16 protein-coding genes and 1 pseudogene are annotated in these 17,161 nt (G+C 64.8%); 7 read left to right on the top strand and 10 right to left on the bottom strand.

What is annotated here, in order from left to right; all coding sequences use genetic code 11:
* Positions 1–27: 27 nt before the first annotated feature.
* Both BSY18_RS11255 and BSY18_RS11250 read left to right on the top strand, forming a co-directional pair.
* Positions 28–1,566, top strand: coding sequence for an acyl-CoA ligase (AMP-forming), exosortase A system-associated (locus tag BSY18_RS11255; RefSeq protein ID WP_069050657.1), 1,539 nt, complete (start codon positions 28–30; stop codon positions 1,564–1,566).
* Entirely contained in the window at positions 1,563–2,789 is a 1,227-nt protein-coding gene (locus BSY18_RS11250) for a pyridoxal-dependent decarboxylase, exosortase A system-associated (RefSeq protein WP_069050656.1), read from the top strand. The genes BSY18_RS11255 and BSY18_RS11250 overlap by 4 nt, the downstream gene beginning before the upstream one ends.
* Before the next feature lie 16 nt (positions 2,790–2,805).
* Here the strand turns inward: BSY18_RS11250 and eda are convergent, their stop codons facing one another.
* The 10 genes from eda to BSY18_RS11200 all read right to left on the bottom strand — a co-directional run bounded on the left by eda (position 2,806) and on the right by BSY18_RS11200 (position 13,064).
* On the bottom strand, positions 2,806–3,426 hold the full coding sequence (gene eda / locus BSY18_RS11245) for a bifunctional 4-hydroxy-2-oxoglutarate aldolase/2-dehydro-3-deoxy-phosphogluconate aldolase (protein ID WP_069050655.1): 621 nt from the start codon (positions 3,424–3,426) through the stop codon (positions 2,806–2,808).
* Positions 3,423–4,391 carry a glucokinase gene (gene glk, locus BSY18_RS11240; RefSeq protein WP_069050654.1) on the bottom strand — a complete coding sequence of 323 codons (969 nt, stop codon included), beginning with the start codon at positions 4,389–4,391 and terminating at the stop codon, positions 3,423–3,425. Before glk ends, eda begins: the two co-directional genes overlap by 4 nt.
* A 128-nt stretch (positions 4,392–4,519) precedes the next feature.
* Positions 4,520–6,346, bottom strand: a complete 1,827-nt coding sequence (gene edd / locus BSY18_RS11235; protein ID WP_069050653.1) for a phosphogluconate dehydratase — start codon at positions 6,344–6,346, stop codon at positions 4,520–4,522.
* Positions 6,347–6,385: 39 nt separating this feature from the next.
* Positions 6,386–7,090 (bottom strand): 6-phosphogluconolactonase, encoded by a 705-nt coding sequence (gene pgl, locus BSY18_RS11230; protein WP_069050652.1) that lies wholly within the window; start codon positions 7,088–7,090, stop codon positions 6,386–6,388.
* On the bottom strand, positions 7,083–8,531 hold the full coding sequence (gene zwf / locus BSY18_RS11225; protein ID WP_069050651.1) for a glucose-6-phosphate dehydrogenase: 1,449 nt from the start codon (positions 8,529–8,531) through the stop codon (positions 7,083–7,085). The genes pgl and zwf overlap by 8 nt, the downstream gene beginning before the upstream one ends.
* Positions 8,532–8,703: 172 nt before the next feature.
* Complete coding sequence (locus BSY18_RS11220) at positions 8,704–9,555, bottom strand: S1/P1 nuclease (protein WP_069050650.1); 852 nt, start codon at positions 9,553–9,555, stop codon at positions 8,704–8,706.
* Positions 9,552–9,959 carry a DUF3052 family protein gene (locus tag BSY18_RS11215; protein WP_054134110.1) on the bottom strand — a complete coding sequence of 136 codons (408 nt, stop codon included), beginning with the start codon at positions 9,957–9,959 and terminating at the stop codon, positions 9,552–9,554. Before BSY18_RS11215 ends, BSY18_RS11220 begins: the two co-directional genes overlap by 4 nt.
* 156 nt (positions 9,960–10,115) lie before the next feature.
* Positions 10,116–12,341, bottom strand: a complete 2,226-nt coding sequence (gene purL / locus BSY18_RS11210) for a phosphoribosylformylglycinamidine synthase subunit PurL (RefSeq protein WP_069050649.1) — start codon at positions 12,339–12,341, stop codon at positions 10,116–10,118.
* Between the two features lie 46 nt (positions 12,342–12,387).
* Entirely contained in the window at positions 12,388–12,810 is a 423-nt protein-coding gene (locus BSY18_RS11205) for a type II toxin-antitoxin system VapC family toxin (RefSeq protein ID WP_069050648.1), read from the bottom strand.
* Positions 12,810–13,064, bottom strand: coding sequence for a type II toxin-antitoxin system Phd/YefM family antitoxin (locus tag BSY18_RS11200; protein ID WP_054134113.1), 255 nt, complete (start codon positions 13,062–13,064; stop codon positions 12,810–12,812). Before BSY18_RS11200 ends, BSY18_RS11205 begins: the two co-directional genes overlap by 1 nt.
* Positions 13,065–13,162: 98 nt before the next feature.
* Here BSY18_RS11200 and BSY18_RS11195 point away from each other — a divergent pair, with 98 nt between their 5' ends.
* The 5 genes and pseudogenes from BSY18_RS11195 (at position 13,163) to queA (ending at position 17,116) form a co-directional block, all read left to right on the top strand.
* Complete coding sequence (locus tag BSY18_RS11195) at positions 13,163–13,411, top strand: exodeoxyribonuclease VII small subunit (RefSeq protein ID WP_054134114.1); 249 nt, start codon at positions 13,163–13,165, stop codon at positions 13,409–13,411.
* Positions 13,412–13,474: 63 nt separating this feature from the next.
* Complete coding sequence (locus tag BSY18_RS11190) at positions 13,475–14,380, top strand: polyprenyl synthetase family protein (protein WP_117351304.1); 906 nt, start codon at positions 13,475–13,477, stop codon at positions 14,378–14,380.
* Positions 14,381–14,414: 34 nt separating this feature from the next.
* Positions 14,415–14,915 carry a pantetheine-phosphate adenylyltransferase gene (gene coaD / locus BSY18_RS11185; protein ID WP_054134116.1) on the top strand — a complete coding sequence of 167 codons (501 nt, stop codon included), beginning with the start codon at positions 14,415–14,417 and terminating at the stop codon, positions 14,913–14,915.
* Positions 14,916–15,385: 470 nt separating this feature from the next.
* Positions 15,386–16,009: pseudogene (locus BSY18_RS21405) on the top strand (peptidylprolyl isomerase); the annotation flags it as partial.
* Between the two features lie 75 nt (positions 16,010–16,084).
* The gene (queA, locus tag BSY18_RS11175) at positions 16,085–17,116 is read left to right on the top strand and encodes a tRNA preQ1(34) S-adenosylmethionine ribosyltransferase-isomerase QueA (RefSeq protein WP_069050647.1); all 1,032 of its coding nucleotides are present in this window, start codon (positions 16,085–16,087) and stop codon (positions 17,114–17,116) included.
* Positions 17,117–17,161 lie beyond the last annotated feature (45 nt).

Genomic DNA, 17,161 nt, shown 5'->3' with positions numbered 1-17,161 from the left:
GCATCTCTCTCTTGAACCAGGCCGTTCGTGATTTCTCTCGATCCCACTCCGCAACCGCTTGATCATCTCGTCCTGCGCGGCGTCGGCCGGGCCGATGCCCTGGTGCTGCGCGAGGAGACACTTAGCTACGACATCCTAAATTTGCGTATCGGTTTGCTTGCCCATTGGTTAACCGCGTTTCGGCTGGCCCATGGTGACCGGATCGCCACCTGGCTGCCCAAGAATGAGACCACCTGCCTGATGCCGCTGGCGGCGGCAAGGGCGGGTGTGGTCCACGTGCCGATCAACCCGGTGCTCAAGCGTACGCAGGTCGCGCATATCCTGGGCGACAGCGGCGCGCGGATGCTGATCACCAACCGCACCCGCATGAACTCGCTGCTGCCCGGCGACGTGCCCGAGGATTGCCTGGTCATGGAAGACGAGGAGGCGATGGAAAAGTGGAAGGAGGGGGAGATGAGCGCGCACCCCTCGCACCGCGATCCCTCCGATCTCGCCGCGATCCTCTATACTTCGGGCTCCACGGGCAAGCCCAAGGGGGTGATGCTGACCCACGCCAACATGTGGCTGGGGGCGCTGAGCGTCGCGCATTATCTCAAGCTCAAATTCTCCGACCGCACCTTGTGCGTGCTGCCCTTGAGCTTCGACTACGGGCAAAACCAGCTGCTTTCGACATGGGCTGCGGGCGGCGCTGCGGTGCCGCTCGACTATCTGATGGCACGCGACGTGATCAAGTCGTGCGCGCGGCACGCCATTACCACGCTGGCGGCAGTTCCGCCGCTGTGGACGCAACTGATCGACTACACCTGGCCCGAAGAGGCCGTCGCCAGCATGCGGCGGCTGACCAACAGCGGCGGAGCGCTCAGCCCGGCGCTGGTCAAGCGGCTGCGCGGCATTTTCCCCTCCACCGACATATACGCGATGTATGGCCTGACCGAGGCGTTCCGCTCGACCTATCTCGATCCCGATCTGATCGACGACAACCCGACCTCGATCGGCAAGGCGATCCCGTTCGCAGAGATCCTGGTGGTCAACGATGCCGGGCAGGATGCCGCCGATGGCGAGGAAGGCGAGCTGGTCCACGCAGGACCGCTGGTCGCTCAGGGCTATTGGCAGGACGAGGCGCGCACCCGCGAGCGGTTCAAGCGTGCGCCTGCATTCTCTCATTATGGCGGGATGGCGGTGTGGTCGGGCGACCGGGTGCGGCGCGATGCTGAGGGCCTTATGTATTTCGTCGGACGACGCGATGCGATGATCAAGTCCTCGGGCAACCGCATCAGCCCGGCGGAAATCGAGGATGCAGCGACATCGACCGGATTGGTGGCCGAAGCGGTTGCCCTGGGCGTCCCCGATCCGCAGCTCGGTCAGGCGATCCTGCTGCTGGCACGTCCGGCGCTGGTGCCTCGCCCTGAGGCGCTGGTCGACGACCTGCTCATCGCGCTGAAAAAGGAGCTGCCCGCGTTCATGCTGCCCAAGATCGTCGAACTGCGCGAGACCTTCCCCAAGAACCCCAACGGCAAGATCGACCGGGCGCTGCTAGTCGCCGAGATCGAGGAGCGTTTTTCATGAAGCCTTTGGGCCCGATTCCCGCTGGCTTTGCGAGCGTCGATGGCGAACTGGCGGTGCAGGGCATCGCGGCGAGCGACCTGGTCGAACGCGCCGGCGATACGCCGTGCTTCGTGTATTCGTCGGACATGCTGCGCGCGCGGGTCGCCTCGCTGCGCGCCGTGATGCCCGATCGGCTTTCGATCCATTACGCGATGAAGGCCAACCCGTTTGCGCCGGTGCTGGAGCTTATGGCCTCTCTGGTGGATGGCATCGACATCGCGTCTGCAGGTGAGCTTAAGCTCGCAACTTCAGCGGGCATGGACCCTGCCAACATCAGCTTTGCCGGACCCGGCAAGCGCGACCGCGATCTGGAAGCGGCGATCGCCGCCGGTGTCACGCTCAACCTCGAGTCCGAAGGCGAAGCGGATCGCGCGCTGGCGATCGGCGAACGTATCGGGGTGCAGCCACGGCTGGCGGTGCGGGTGAACCCGGACTTCGATCTGCGCGGATCGGGGATGCGGATGGGCGGCGGCGCCAAGCCGTTCGGGATCGATGCTGAGCGGGTGCCCGCGCTGGTGCGGCATATCCTGGCTGCGGGCGCGCATTGGCGCGGCTTTCACATCTTTGCCGGATCGCAGGCGCTCGATGCCGATGCGATCATCGAGACGCAGGGCAAGACGCTCGATCTGGCAGCCCAGCTGTCCGACGCGGTCGGGCACAGCCCTGAGCATCTCAACCTCGGCGGTGGCATGGGCATTCCCTATTTCCCGGGTGATGTGGCGGTCGATATCGCCAAGGTCGGCGCGGCGCTGGCCGAGCGGTTCGCCGATCTGCCCCCGGTGCTGGCCGACACCCATTTCGCGATGGAGCTTGGCCGCTGGCTGGTGGGTGAGGCGGGCGTGTACCTGACTCGCATCGTCGACAAGAAGACCAGTCACGGCGAGCTGTATCTGGTCACCGATGGCGGATTGCACCACCAGCTCGCCGCCAGCGGCAATTTCGGTACCGTGGTGCGGCGCAACTATCCGGTGGCGATCGCCAGCCGCTTCGATGCGCAAGCCTCGGAAGAGGCCAATGTCGTGGGCTGCCTGTGCACCCCGCTCGACCGGCTGGCGGACAAGGCGCTGCTGCCAGAGGCGCAGGTCGGCGATCTGGTCGCGGTGTTCTGTGCCGGAGCCTATGGTGCGACAGCGAGCCCGGCGGATTTTCTGGGCCATGGCAAGGCCCCCGAGCTGCTCGTCTGATTCAGGCTGATTTAATTTAGGCGAGCGCGTGCGCGGCAGAGGCATTGCGCTGGATCGCCGAGGCATCCAGCGGGCCCGCCGGAATCATCCAGCTGCCGCCAACGCACAGCACCGGATCGAGCGCGAGCCAGTTGCCCGCAGTCTCCAGAGTCACGCCGCCGGTGGGGCAGAACTTGCACTGACCGAAGGGTGCGCTCAGCGCCTTCAATGCGGGGATGCCGCCTGCCGCCATCGCCGGGAAGAACTTGAAATGGGTGAGCCCCATGTCGAGTCCGCGCATGATGTCGCCGGCATTGGCGGTGCCGGGAAGGAACGGGATTCCGCTTTCGATCGCCGCCTTGCCGAGCCGGTCGGTGAGGCCCGGCGAAACGATGAACTCAGATCCGGCCTTGAGCGCGGCATCGAGCGTGGCGGGATCGATGACCGTTCCAGCGCCGACGATGGCGCCTTCGACCTGCTTCATCAGGCTGATCGCTTCGAGCGCGGCGGGAGTGCGAAGCGTGACTTCGAGCACCTTGAGACCGCCTGCGACCAAAGCTTGCGCCATCGGTACCGCATCGGCGACGTCGTTGATCACGATCACCGGGATGACCGGCGCAGTCCGCATGATGGTCTCGATAGTGCGGTCTGCGGTCATACGGGGTTCTCCTGGGCAAAGGCAGCGGCGGCGCCGAACAGGCCGGGCTGGGGATGGTCGATCAGCTTGACCGGGATCGTCTCCATCAGCCGCTGGAAGCGGCCTTTGGCGAGAAAACGCTCCTCGAAGCCCGATTGCGGCAGGCGCGACGCGATCCGTTGACCAAGCCCGCCGGCGATTACCACTGCGCCCGCGCCCTGCGCCAGCGCAAAATCACCCGCCGCAGCGCCAAGGCTGAGGCAGAAGCGGTCGAACGCGGCGGCTGCGAGGCTGTCCTCGCCCGAGAGCGCCAGCTGCCACAGCACCTTGTCTTCCATGCTGACGACGGCGCGGCCCTCGATGCTGGCCAATGTCTCGTAGATCGCGGCCAGGCCGGGGCCCGAGCATACGCGTTCCACCGATACGCGGCGGTGCTGGCGGCGCAGGCGGGTGAGGATGGCGTCTTCGGTGGTGTCGAGCGGGGAATAATCGATATGCCCGCCCTCGGTCTCGATCGCGCGATAGCCATCGGGCCCGCGCACGACATAGGCGACACCCAGCCCGGTGCCGGGGCCGATGACGGTGATGACGCCGGTTTCGGGCAGGTCACCTTGCGGCCCGCACAGGTGCGAGAAACTGGCGGCATCGCAGTGCTGCACGGCATGCGCGACCGCGCCGAAATCGTTGACCAGAGTGTAGGAATCGACGTGCAGCTTTTCGCAGATCAGCGCCGGGCGGATGACCCAGGGGTTGTTGGTCATCTTGAGCACGTCGCCGCGGATCGGGGTGGCGAGCGCAATCGCTGCGGCGCGCGGCAGCGGTGCGCCTATCGCCTCCCCAAATGCTTCCCAGGCGGTCTGCAGGCTGGCGTATTCCGCGCATTTGAGCGTGACTGGCTCGCCCAGATGGGTGACGCGGCCATCCTCGATGGTCGCGAGCGCAAAGCGTGCATGGGTGCCACCGATATCGGCTGTGACGATCTGCATGGCTTAGCGTCCTGATACCATCTTCAACGTCATCCCCGCGAACGCGGGGATCCCGCTTCTCTGCGCCACCGTTGCGACACAGCGGGATTCCCGCGTTCGCGGGAATGACGGAAGTGCGCGAACCATCATCACAATCCCGCCATCGCCAGCATCGCGGACGCGCCGGCTTCGGCATTGTCGCTGGTGGCACGCATCATCGCGAACAGTTCGCGGCCCGTGCCCATCGGCTGTGCGGGCTGGGTGGCGGTGGGGCGCGATTCCCAGTCGGAGTTGTCGACCATCACGCTGATCGTGCCCGCAACCGCATCCAGCCTGACCACATCACCATCCCTGATCCGCGCGAGCGGGCCGCCGTCGCAGGCCTCGGGCCACAGATGGATTGCCGCAGGCACCTTGCCCGAAGCGCCCGACATGCGGCCATCGGTGACCAAGGCCACCTTGTACCCGCGATCCTGGAGCACCCCCAGCGACGGGGTAAGCTTGTGCAGCTCGGGCATGCCGTTGGCGCGCGGGCCCTGGAAACGGACGACCACCACCACGTCATGGTCGAGCTCACCCGCCTTGAATGCCGCGATCACCGCGTCCTGATCGTCGAAGACCCGTGCGGGCGCCTCGATCACCCACCGCGCCGGATCCACCGCACTGGTCTTGACGATGCCACGCCCCAGATTGCCCTCGACCAGCCGCATCCCGCCATCGGCCTGGAACGCGGTTGCGACCGGGCGCAGCATGCTGTCGTCGCGCGACACTTCGGGCGCGGGGGCGAACGCCAGCGTACCGGCATCGTCGAGCACCGGCTCCACCGCATAATCGAGCAGGGTGCCGCCAGCGACGGTCATGATGTCGGTGTGCAGCAGCCCATTGGCCGCCAGTTCGCGGATGATGAAGCCGATGCCGCCGGCGGCATGGAAATGGTTCACGTCGCCCGATCCGTTGGGATAGACCCGCGAAAGCAAGGGGATGATCGCCGACAGTTCGCTCAGATCCTGCCAGTCGATATGGATACCTGCGGCGCGCGCCATCGCGGGCAGGTGGATCGCGTGGTTGGTCGATCCGCCGGTGGCGAACAGGCCGATGCAGGCGTTGATGATCGCCTTTTCATCGACACAGTGGCCGAACGGGCGGTAATCATCGCCATCCCAGCCGATCTCGGCGACACGGTGGGTCGCGGCGCGGGTCAGTTCCTGCCGCAGCTTGGTGCCGGGGTTGATGAAGGCGGATGCGGGGATATGCAGCCCCATCATTTCCATCATCATCTGGTTGGAATTGGCGGTGCCATAGAAGGTGCAGGTGCCTGCGCCGTGATAGCTTGCGGCCTCGGCCTCGAGCAGCTCCTCGCGCCCGACCTTGCCCTCGGCATAGAGCTGGCGGACGCGCTGCTTTTCCTTGTTGGCGAGGCCCGAGGGCATCGGGCCTGCAGGCACCAGGATCGTCGGGATATGGCCAAAGCGCGCCGCTGCGATGAACAGTCCGGGGACGATCTTGTCGCAGATTCCCAGCAACAGCGCGCCTTCGAACATGCCGTGGCTCATCGCGATCGCGCTGCCCATGGCGATGTTGTCGCGGCTGAACAGCGACAGCTCCATGCCGAGCTGGCCCTGGGTCACGCCGTCGCACATCGCAGGGACCCCGCCAGCGACCTGCGCTGTTGCCCCCACTTCGCGGGCGAAGATCTTGATCTGCTCGGGGTAGCGGCCATAGGGCTGATGCGCCGAGAGCATGTCGTTGTACGCGGTGACGATGCCGATGTTCATCGCCTTGCCCGATCGGATCGCGGGCTTGTCCTCGCCCGATGCGGCAAAGCCGTGCGCCAGGTTGCCGCACGACAATGTCGGCCGGTGCACGCCCTTGTCGCGTTCGCGCGCGATGAAATCGAGATACGCCTGACGCTTTGGCCTCGAGCGTTCGATGATCCGCTGGGTGATCCGTTCAAGCTCGGGGTTGAGGGTGGTCATGGCATTCTCGTTTCAATGGATTTCGGGGCGGGGGGGGGCTCAGCCGGCCCAGTGGATGTCGACGGGGAGTTCGACGGCGGCAAGCACCTTGCCGATGGGGTAGGCCGAAGCCTCGCCCTGCTTGATCGCGGTTTCGAGTACCTTCTTCTTGTCCTTGCCGGTGACCGCGACCATCAGCGCGCGCGCAGAGGCGATAGCGGGAAGCGACAGGGTGACGCGTGCCACCGGTGCATCCTTGGGTAGCGGATCCGGCATAACGCCCAAAGCGCGCCGGTCGGCGGGCGCGGTCAGCGCCTCTTCCAGATCGGGTCCGGGGAAGATCGATGCGGTGTGTCCGTCCGCGCCCATTCCCAGCAGGCACAGATCCAGCGGCCAGTGGAAATCGGCGAGCCGGGCATTGGCGGCGTTACCGCACGCCTTGTAGTCGCTGGCGGCTTCGCTGATGATCGGGATCACGCGCGCGCCCTTGGGCAGGAAGGTCTTGGCGAGCATCGTCACGTTGGACAGAGCATCGCCCATCGGCACGATGCGGTCATCGGTGGGGATGATGGTGACCTTCTTCCAGTTGAGCTTGGCCTCGGCAAGCTTGGCATAAGCGGCCAGCGGCGTGCTGCCGCCGGCGAGCGCGATCACCGCGCTGCCGCGCGCATCGATCGCGCTTTCGATGATGAAGCCGATGTCGCCAGCCAGCGCGCCCGCCATTTCGGCGGCATCGTCATATTCCCACCATTCAATCTCAGTCATTCCAGCTTACTCCGTCGCGTTCGGTCAGCGCGATGGCCGCACTCGGCCCCCAGCTGCCCGAACCATAATTTTTGGGTTCGATGGCGTTGTCCGCCCAGGTCTTGCGGATGGCATCCACCCAGCGCCACTGTGCTTCCACCTCGTCGCGGCGGACGAACAGCGTCGGCTCGCCGTCGATGAGGTCAAGCAGCAAACGCTCATAGGCGATGCGGCGTTGCGACTTGGAGAAGGCATCGGTCAGGGACAGGTCGAGCGGCACCTCGCGCAGGGTGAGGCCGCCGCGGTCGAGCCCGGGCTCCTTGGCCATCACCAGCAGGCGGACATATTCCTCGGGCTGCAGCCGGATGACCAGCCGGTTGGCCGACAGCTTGCCCCCGCGCTGGGCGAAGATGTTGTGCGGCACCGGCTTGAACTGGATCACGATCTCGCTGCGGCGTTCGGACAGTCTTTTGCCGGTGCGCAGATAGAAGGGCACGCCCTGCCAGCGCCAGTTGTCGACATGCGCCTTGATCGCCACGAACGTTTCAGTGCCCGAGGGCTTGCCCAGATCGTCGGCATAGGAATGCACCGATTTGCCGCCGACCGCACCTTCGCCGTACTGGCCGCGCACCGTCTCGTTGGGCGCCACCGGACGCAGCGAGCGCAGAACCTTGACCTTCTCGTCGCGGATCGAGGTCGCGTCGAACTCGGCAGGGGGCTCCATCGCGATCAGCGCGAGCAATTGCAGCATGTGGTTCTGCACCATGTCGCGCAGCGCGCCGGTGTCGTCGTAAAAGCCGTGACGGCCCTCAAGCCCCACGGTTTCGGACACGGTGATCTGGATGTGCTCGATGCCGTTGGCGTTCCACAGCGGCTCGAACATCATGTTGGCAAAGCGCAACGCCATCAGGTTTTGCACGGTTTCCTTGCCAAGATAATGGTCGATCCGGAAGGTGCGGCTTTCGGGGAAGGCGTCGGCGACCGCATCGTTGATCGCGCACGATGAGGCCAGATCGTTGCCCAAAGGCTTTTCGAGCCCGATGCGGACCATCTCGCCCGCCAGCCCTGCGGATTTCAGCCCCTGGATCGTCGGCTTGAACAGGAACGGCGCGGTCGACAGGAAGATCGACATGCCGCCCGAAATGTCGCCGAGGCGCTCTGCAAGTGCGGCGAAGCCTTCGACCGTGGAGGCATCGAGCGGCTGGTAGCTGATCCGCTCGAGAAAGCTGGCGATCAGCGCATCGTCCTTGCGCGGTTCGGGCAGAAATTCGCTCAGCGCTTCGCCAACCATTTCGCGAAACGCGGCATCATCCAGCGCGCTGCGTGCGGTGCCCATGATCTTGAGATCGGGTGCAATCAGGCCGTCGGCGTGGAGCACGAACAGCGAGGGCAGCAGCATCCGCTTGGACAGATCGCCCGTCGCGCCGAAGAGCAGCAACGTCCGGGATTGCGCATTGGCCATCAGTTTTCCCTATCCATCAGTCTTGGCAGCTGCCTTGCGGGCCCGTGTTAAGGATGGCCTGCCTGCCTGTCCACCGCTGTTGCGGATGTATAGCTATGCAATCCAATGCAAACGATTGCAAGGCTTGTCCTCGGGCTGCTGCCGCTAGGGTTTCGGGTGCAAAATCATCGTGTCAGCCCAGCGCGCGCTCCAGCGCATCGGCCAGTCTCAGCCCGGCGCGCAGCACCTGCTGGCGCACGACGGGAACGAGCGTTTCGATGTCGCCGTCGTCATGCCGGGCGCGCTCGCCGGGCTTGAGCGCCGGGCCGCAGGCCGGGCCGTGCTGCGCGGTGGGGTAGGCTATATCGCGTGCGATGCTCCAGCTTTCGAGCGCCCAGTCCTCGACCGTCCCGGTGAGATAGGGGCTGCGTTCGGCGGCGGCATAGCGCCGCACCATCGGTTCGCCTTGGGTGATCGCGCGTTCGGCAACTGGCGTGTCCCACAGCCGGTGCAGGTTCATCCGACCCTCGACGATTCCGTAGGCTGCGCTCACCCGGTTGCCGCCAAGGTCACCGCGGTCGCCGCCGTGCATCGGCTGGTGCATGTCACCCATCGTGTGGACCAGCCACGCCAGCGCCTCGAGCCGGACATGCGCGGGCAGGCGTTTGTCGGCGAGCAGCTTTTCATTGCGCGCCACCTGCGCCCCGACGCAGTTGCCGTTGGCGCAATTCGCCTTGATGTCGAACGGCTTGCAGATGTCCATGTTGATATAGTGCCACGGCGCGGTGTAGCCCCAGCGCAGATCGTCGCGCCGGACGCAGTCCGCCCAGACGCTGGCATCGCCGATGTTGCGCAGCGGGCAATCCGGCGTCGCCAGCAGCTTTTCGGCACGGAACAGCGCATTCATTCGCGCCTTTGCCTTGGGCGAAATGTTGGCCTCGGCGATCTGGGCGATCGTGCGGTGGCCATAGTCGCCCCAGGCCAGAGCGGGGGTGGGCAGGGCGAGCAGCAGCGCCAGCCATGCCGCAAAAACGCGCATCGTCATCTCAATTCCTTGCGGATCATCAGTTTGAGGCCGGACCAGATTGTGTCGACCGCACACACCTTCACATCGACCAGACCGATCGGCAGCGCGATCTCGCGAATGGTGTCCTCTGTAATGTCGGTGGGCACCTTGGATGCCTTTTTGGGCCAGCTGACCCAGATGAAGCCATCGCGGTCCATCGCGGCCATCAGGACTGGCAGCTCGCGCTCCAGCACCGCGCGCTCGGTGGTGAAAAGATGTGCGGCAGCAAAACCCTCATCAGGGGAGGCGACGGGCACAATGCCTTCGACCTCAGCGTCAATCTCGGTCCGCACGGCTTGAGGCATGGCATCGAACCACACCGGCATGCCCGATTTCAGTCCCAGTTTGCGCGCTAAAGGCGTGCCGGAATACCCTGTCGTCATGAACGCCAACCTTTTTGCCGTGAGCTGACGCTAACCAAAGCGCATGCGTCCCTCGACTTCGCTCAGGAAAAACGGTCCGGGAGTACAAGCTTACCGAAAATCCCTCGCTAACCTCTCCGCGCTCCCGAGCGACATGAAGGGACGCTCGCGCGAACCTTAGCCTTCCATCCAGTCCTTGAAGAACGCGTGATTGGCATCGCGCAGGTCGGCGATGGCGACGCTGTTGCCCTTGCCAAACGCAATGGCATCGCCGCCGGTCCTGCCGATCACCGCCGCACCCACGCCTGCCACCTTCGCCGCCGCCAGCACTGCATCGGCATCGCCTGCGGTGACGACATAGCGCGCCTGGCCTTCGCCGAACCAGAACCCTGCGCCGCCTTCGGCGTTAAGCATCGCGCCGATGTCCGATGCCAGCGCCATTTCGGCCACCGCGACGCCCACGCCGCCGTCCGAGCAGTCGTGCACCGCGCTGACCGTACCGCTGGCAATCAACCCGGCGATGACACCGCCCGCCGCCAGCTCTGCCTGCAGATCGACCTGAGGCGGCGCACCTTCGCGGCGGCCATGGAGCACGTCGAGCCACAGCGTCTGGCCAAGCTCGTGCGCGTCATTGCCGCCGATGAGGATGATCGCCTCATCCGCTGACTTGAACGCCAGCGTGGTCATCGTCGCCAGATCGTCGATCAGGCCGATCGCGCCGATCGCAGGCGTCGGCAGGATGGCACGGGCGATGCCGTCGGGGCCGGTGGTTTCGTTGTAGAGGCTGACATTGCCGCTGACGATCGGCATGTCGAGCGCCTGGCAGGCCTTGCCCATGCCCTCGATGCAGCCGACGAACTGGCCCATGATCTCGGGCCGCTCGGGATTGCCGAAGTTCATGCAGTCGGTGGTCGCCAGCGGACGCGCGCCGGTGCTGACAAGGTTGCGATAGCATTCGGCGATCGCCTGCTTGCCGCCCTCGAACGGATCGGCAAAGCAATAGCGCGGGGTACAATCGGTGGTAATCGCAAGACCGCGGTTGGTGCCGTGGATGCGGACCACGCCGGCATCGCCACCGGGGATCTGCACCGTGTCGGCCATCACCATGTGATCGTACTGCTGCCAGATCCAGCTGCGGCTGGCGAGCGCGGGTGATGCCATCAGCGCGGTGAGGTCCGCGGCCAGATCGTCGCTCTTGGGCACGTTGGTGAGCGCCTTGGGCGGCGCGGTCGTGACATAGGGCCGGTTATAGGCAGGCGCATCGTCGGCGAGCGGGCCGAGCGGAATGTCGCACACCGTCTCGCCCTTGTGCTTGAGCACCATGTGTCCGGTCTCGGTGACATGGCCGATCACCGCGAAATCAAGCTCCCATTTGCGGAAGATCGCCTGCGCAAAATCCTCGCGGCCGGGCTTGAGCACCATCAGCATGCGCTCCTGCGATTCCGACAGCATCATCTCGTACGCCGTCATGTTGGTTTCGCGCTGCGGCACGTTGTCGAGGATCAGCTCGATGCCGACGCCGCCCTTGCTCGCCATTTCTACGCTGGAAGAGGTGAGGCCCGCTGCGCCCATGTCCTGGATCGCGACGATCGCGTCCGATGCCATCAGCTCGAGGCAGGCCTCGATCAGCAGCTTTTCGGTGAACGGATCGCCGACCTGCACGGTGGGGCGCTTTTCTTCGCTGTCCTCGCCGAACTCGGCCGAAGCCATGGTCGCGCCGTGGATGCCGTCGCGGCCGGTCTTGGAGCCGACATAGACGATGGAATTGCCCGCGCCCGATGCTGCGCTGTAGAAAATCTTGTCCTGCTCGGCGATGCCCACGGCCATCGCGTTGACCAGGATGTTGCCGTCATAGGCCGGGTCGAAATTGGTTTCACCGCCCACGGTGGGGACGCCGACGCAGTTGCCGTAGCCGCCGATACCTGCAACCACGCCCTGCACCAGATGCTTCATCTTGGGGTGATCGGGCCGCCCGAAGCGCAACGCGTTCATCAGCGCTACGGGCCGTGCGCCCATGGTGAACACATCGCGCAGGATGCCGCCCACACCGGTCGCAGCACCTTGATAGGGCTCGATATAGCTGGGGTGGTTGTGGCTCTCCATCTTGAAGATCGCCGCGAGTGGCTTGCCGTCCGCGCCGGGGCCGATATCGACCACGCCCGCATTCTCGCCGGGTCCGCAGATCACCTGCGGTCCGGTGGTGGGCAAGGTCTTCAGGTGCACGCGCGAGCTCTTGTAGCTGCAATGCTCGGACCACATCACCGAGAAGATGCCCAGCTCGACCAGATTGGGCTCACGCCCGAGCGCTGCCAATATGCGCTGATATTCGTCCGGCTTGAGGCCATGTTCGGCGACGATCTGCGGGGTGATGGTTGCCACGGGTGCTGTCTGGGTCTCGCTCATGGCCCCGCGCTTTACGCGGCTCAGCGCGATCGGGGAAGGGGGCAAATCAGGGGATTGTGGCGGGGATGTCGAAGTGTTGGGCTGCGACGAATTGAACACGGTCAAAAGTCGCGAGGGAGAGATTTAGTCGTGAGGCGATCGCGAGATGGAGCGCATCCGGACCACGCAAATTCAAATGCCAAAAAGCGCAGAACTCTGCAGCATCGTGAAAGTCACGGTCTGTAAGCGGCAGTACCATGAGCATGTTCTGCAGCATGTCTCCGAGCATGGCTCTGGCCCTGTCCGCGTCCGTTTCGGCGATTGAATGCGTTCTGAGCTTCAACGACAACGCGCTGGCAAATTCCACCAAGGTCCACTTGCTGATGGCAACTGGACCAGTCTCAGGCCTGTAAAGCCAAGTCAGGACATCCTCGCTTCGGGGTTCGCGACACAGCAGCGCAACCAGCACAAACGTGTCGAGATACTGCATCAATAGCGGTCTGTGTCGCGCATATGCCGGATGAACTCGCCAGCATCCTGCTGCTGCATGGGCATTTCCGCCAGATGCCGTCGAAGAGCCTCGATATCAACGCGCCCCTTGGGTGTATAAACCGGCGGCTCTGCCGGCACCAGCTTCGCGACCAGCTTTCCGTCGCGCAGGATGTCGATCGTTTCGCCAGCCTCTGCCCGGTCGACCAGCTCGCTCAAGCTCTTTTCGGCGTCGGTCAGGTTGAAGCCGTCCATCGGAAACTCCTTGGCTTGCGGTGCTTTCAAATTACCAGAACGCCCTGTGGGCAGCAACCGCCTTGACCGGGCGCGGGCCACAGGTCAAAGCTGTGCCGATGAGTGAAACTGCAGCCATTTCCGCCGATCTGTCTTTCGAAGAAGCCCTCAAGGAGCTGGAGGTTATTGTCCGCCAGCTCGAATCGGGGGATGTCCCGCTCGATGCATCGATCAGCCTTTACGAGCGCGGCGATCAGCTGCGCAGCCATTGCCAGAAGCGGCTCGACGTGGCGCAGGCGCGGATCGAGAAGATCCGCGTCGGGTCCGATGGTCAGGCGGCAGGGACCGTTCCGTTCGATGCGGACTGATGGCACAACGACAATGATTCAGGGTCAAACCGGCGACATGACCGGGGCAGGGGATTGACGACGATGACCACCGCGATAGGCGATGCTGCGCTTGCCGATGCCTTCCGCCAGATATCGAACGATGTCGATGCGTGCTTCGATGCGCTGCTGGTGGTGCCCGATGATCCGCGCGCGGTTCTGTACGAAGCGATGCGTCATGCGGCGATCGGCGGGGGCAAGCGGGTGCGTCCGCTGCTGCTGACCGCAACTGCGGGCATGTTCAACGTCGACCGTTCCCTGTCGGTGCGGGTGGCCTGCGCGGTGGAGGCGATCCATGTCTATTCGCTGATCCATGACGATCTGCCCTGCATGGACGACGACGACATGCGCCGCGGCAAGCCGACGGTGCACAAGGCCTTCAACGATGCGGTGGCGGTGCTGGCGGGCGATTCGCTGCACGCGCTGGCGTTCGAGATCCTCGCCGGCAGCCAGTCGCATCCCGACCCGTTCATCCGTGCAGAACTCATCATGACTTTGGCCGAGGCGAGCGGCCCCAACGGCATGGCGGGCGGCCAGATGATGGATCTCGAGGCGGAAAAGGCCAAGTTCGACCTGCCGACCGTCACCAAGCTGCAGCGGCTTAAGACGGGCGCGCTGATCGCGGCGTCGGTCGAGATGGGCGCGATCCTGGCCAATGTGCCCGCCGAGGGGCGCACGGCCCTGCGCGCCTATGCCCGCGACATCGGCCTTGCCTTCCAGATCGCCGACGACATCATGGACGAAGTCGGCGACGAGGCGCTGGCGGGCAAGGCGCTGCACAAGGATGCCGCCGCGGGCAAGGAGACTTTCCTGTCGCTTTTGGGTCTGGAGCGTGCGCGCGAGCAGGCCTTCTTCCTGGTCGATCAGGCGATCGGCCATCTCGCCAGCCATGGCCGCGAGGCGGATCTTCTGCGCGCGCTGGCGCGCTACATCGTCGAACGCGACAATTGACCGCACAAGCGGCGCGAAAAGGGGAAGCAGCATCATGCGCGTAGGCGTTTATCCGGGGACCTTCGATCCCATCACCCTGGGGCACATGGATATCCTGCGGCGCGGAGCCAAGCTGGTCGACCGGCTGGTGGTGGGGGTCACCACCAACCCGTCGAAGAACCCGATGTTCAGCGTGGAAGAGCGCATGGCGATGGTTCGCCGTGAAACCGCCGATATGGGCGATGCCATCCATGTCGTCTCGTTCAACTCGCTGCTGATGGACTTTGCCGAACGCGAAGGCGCGAGCATGATCGTGCGCGGGCTGCGCGCGGTCGCCGATTTCGAATATGAATACCAGATGGCGGGGATGAACCAGCAGCTCAACCACCGCATCGAGACGGTGTTCCTGATGGCGGACGTATCGCTCCAGCCCATCGCCTCGCGGCTGGTCAAGGAAATCGCCAGCTATGGCGGGCAGATCAACCGCTTCGTCACCGATGCGGTGCGGGTCGATGTCGAAAAGCGCGTACGCGAAATCGGCCTCAAGGGTGACTGACAGCATAGCGCTGCGCGTCGCCCAAGTTCATTCATGACACGCTCAGATGCTTTGGCTATAGCCATGCCCGAAACGGGACGGGGCCAAGCCTGCCGTCCCGCCTGAATGGAACAGGAATGTCCGGTTATATGCCCAATATCTTGAAATCGCTTGCTGCCCTGTCGTTCATCCCGATGCTGCTCGCCCCCATCACTGCCCAGGCGCAGGACTCCACGCCGACCGGCCAGTCCCAGCTTGAGGCTGACAGGGCAGCCGGCCTCGCCGCTCGCGAAGTCGAAAAGGAAGCGGCGAAGGTTCGCAAGCAACAGGAGGAGGAGGCCGAGAAGGCAGCCAAGGAAGCGCAGAAGGAAGAGGACAAGGCGGCCAAGGCTGCCGAAAAGGAAGCTCGCAAGGCCGCGAAGGCCGAAGCCGAGGCGTCTGAAGACAAGGACAAGCAAGCGCGCAAAGCCGCCCGCAATGCCGAAAAGGACGCGCAGGATAAGCGCGACAATAACGCCGCCGAAGCCTCGGTGCTTGCAGCGCCGCTGGTCGCCACGCCCGACAAGGCCGACCCCGACAACATCCTGTTTCTCGACCTGTCGACCGGCGGCCGGGTGACGATCCAGCTGTATCCCGAAATCGCGCCCAACCATGTCGAGCGGATCAAGACGCTGACCCGTCAGGGCTTCTACAACGGCATCGTGTTCCACCGCGTGATCGATGGCTTCATGGCGCAGACCGGCGACCCAACAGGCACCGGCACCGGCGGATCGGATCTTCCCGATGTCGCTGCGGAGTTCAACAAGTTCCCGCATCTTCGCGGCAGCGTCTCGATGGCGCGCGCGCAGGACCCGAACAGCGCCAATAGCCAGTTCTTCATCGTCTTCTACCCGCGCTTCTCGCTCGACAACAGCTACACCAATTTCGGCCGGGTGATTGCGGGCATGGAGCATGTCGATTCCATTCCGCGTGGTGAGCCGCCCGCGACACCGGCGCGCATCCTGCAGGCCTCGCTCAAGTCGCAGAACCTGCCAGAGCCCAATTATGCCGCTGCCGGCCAGCCTGCCGATCGCGCGATCTCGGTGGACGACCTGAACGCGCCGATCACCAACTGATCCGACCGGGCCCCATTGCAATCGATCGTCATTCCCGCGAAAGCGGGGTGACGATCAGGCTAGGCACAGGGCACCATGCGCGTTGACGATTTCGATTTCGAACTTCCCCCCGAACGCATAGCGCTGCGCCCCGTGCGCCCGCGCGATGCGGCAAAGATGCTGTGCGTGCGCGGCAGCGCGATGCGCGATGCGCAGGTCCGCGACCTGCCCGGATTGCTGAACCCCGGCGATTGCCTGGTGTTCAACGACACCCGTGTCATCCCGGCGCAGCTGGAAGGCGTGAAGCTGGGCGGGCAGGCGCGGATCGGCGCGACGCTGCACAAGCGGATCGACCTGCGGCGCTGGCAGGCCTTTGTCCGCAACTCGCGGCGGCTGCGGCTGGGCGATGTCATCGATTTCGGCGCGGATGTCTTCGCCACGGTCGAGGCGCGCGGCGCAGACGGGTCGATCACGCTGGCGTTTGAGGGGACCGAGCCGGTCGAGCTGCTGCTTGAACGCGCGGGTACGATGCCGCTGCCGCCCTATATCGCTGCCAAGCGCGACATCGACGAGGCCGACCGCGAGGACTATCAGACCCGTTTCGCCAGGGAAGACGGCGCTGTCGCTGCGCCCACGGCCTCGCTGCATTTCACCGACGAGCTGATGGCTGCGCTGGCGGCGGCGGGGATCGAACATGCCATGCTGACGCTGCATGTCGGCGCTGGCACCTTTCTTCCGGTCAAGGCCGACGACACCAAAGACCACCAGATGCACGCCGAATGGGGCCGCATCGATTCTGCTACTGCCGATCGTCTGAACGCGGTGCGCGCGCGCGGCAACCGGGTGATCGCGGTGGGCACCACGGTACTGCGGCTGATCGAAAGCGCCGCGCGCGAGGATGGCGTGATCGCACCGTTCGAGGGCGACACCGCGATCTTCATCACCCCCGGCTACCGTTTCAGGGGAATCGACGGGCTGATGACCAACTTCCACCTGCCGCGCTCGACGCTGTTCATGCTGGTCTCGGCGCTGATGGGGCTCGATGTTATGCGTGCGGCCTATGCGCATGCCATCGCGCATGACTATCGCTTCTATTCCTATGGCGATTCCTCGCTGCTGCTGCCCTGATCCCGAACGCAAAAGCGCCCCGCCGGTGAGGGCGGGGCGCTGATG

This window comes from Blastomonas sp. RAC04, from assembly GCF_001713435.1.
Taxonomy (GTDB): Bacteria; Pseudomonadota; Alphaproteobacteria; order Sphingomonadales; family Sphingomonadaceae; genus Blastomonas; species Blastomonas fulva.
The sequence above is the reverse complement of the archived record's forward strand: the minus strand, read 5'-3'. Positions and strand labels throughout refer to the sequence as shown.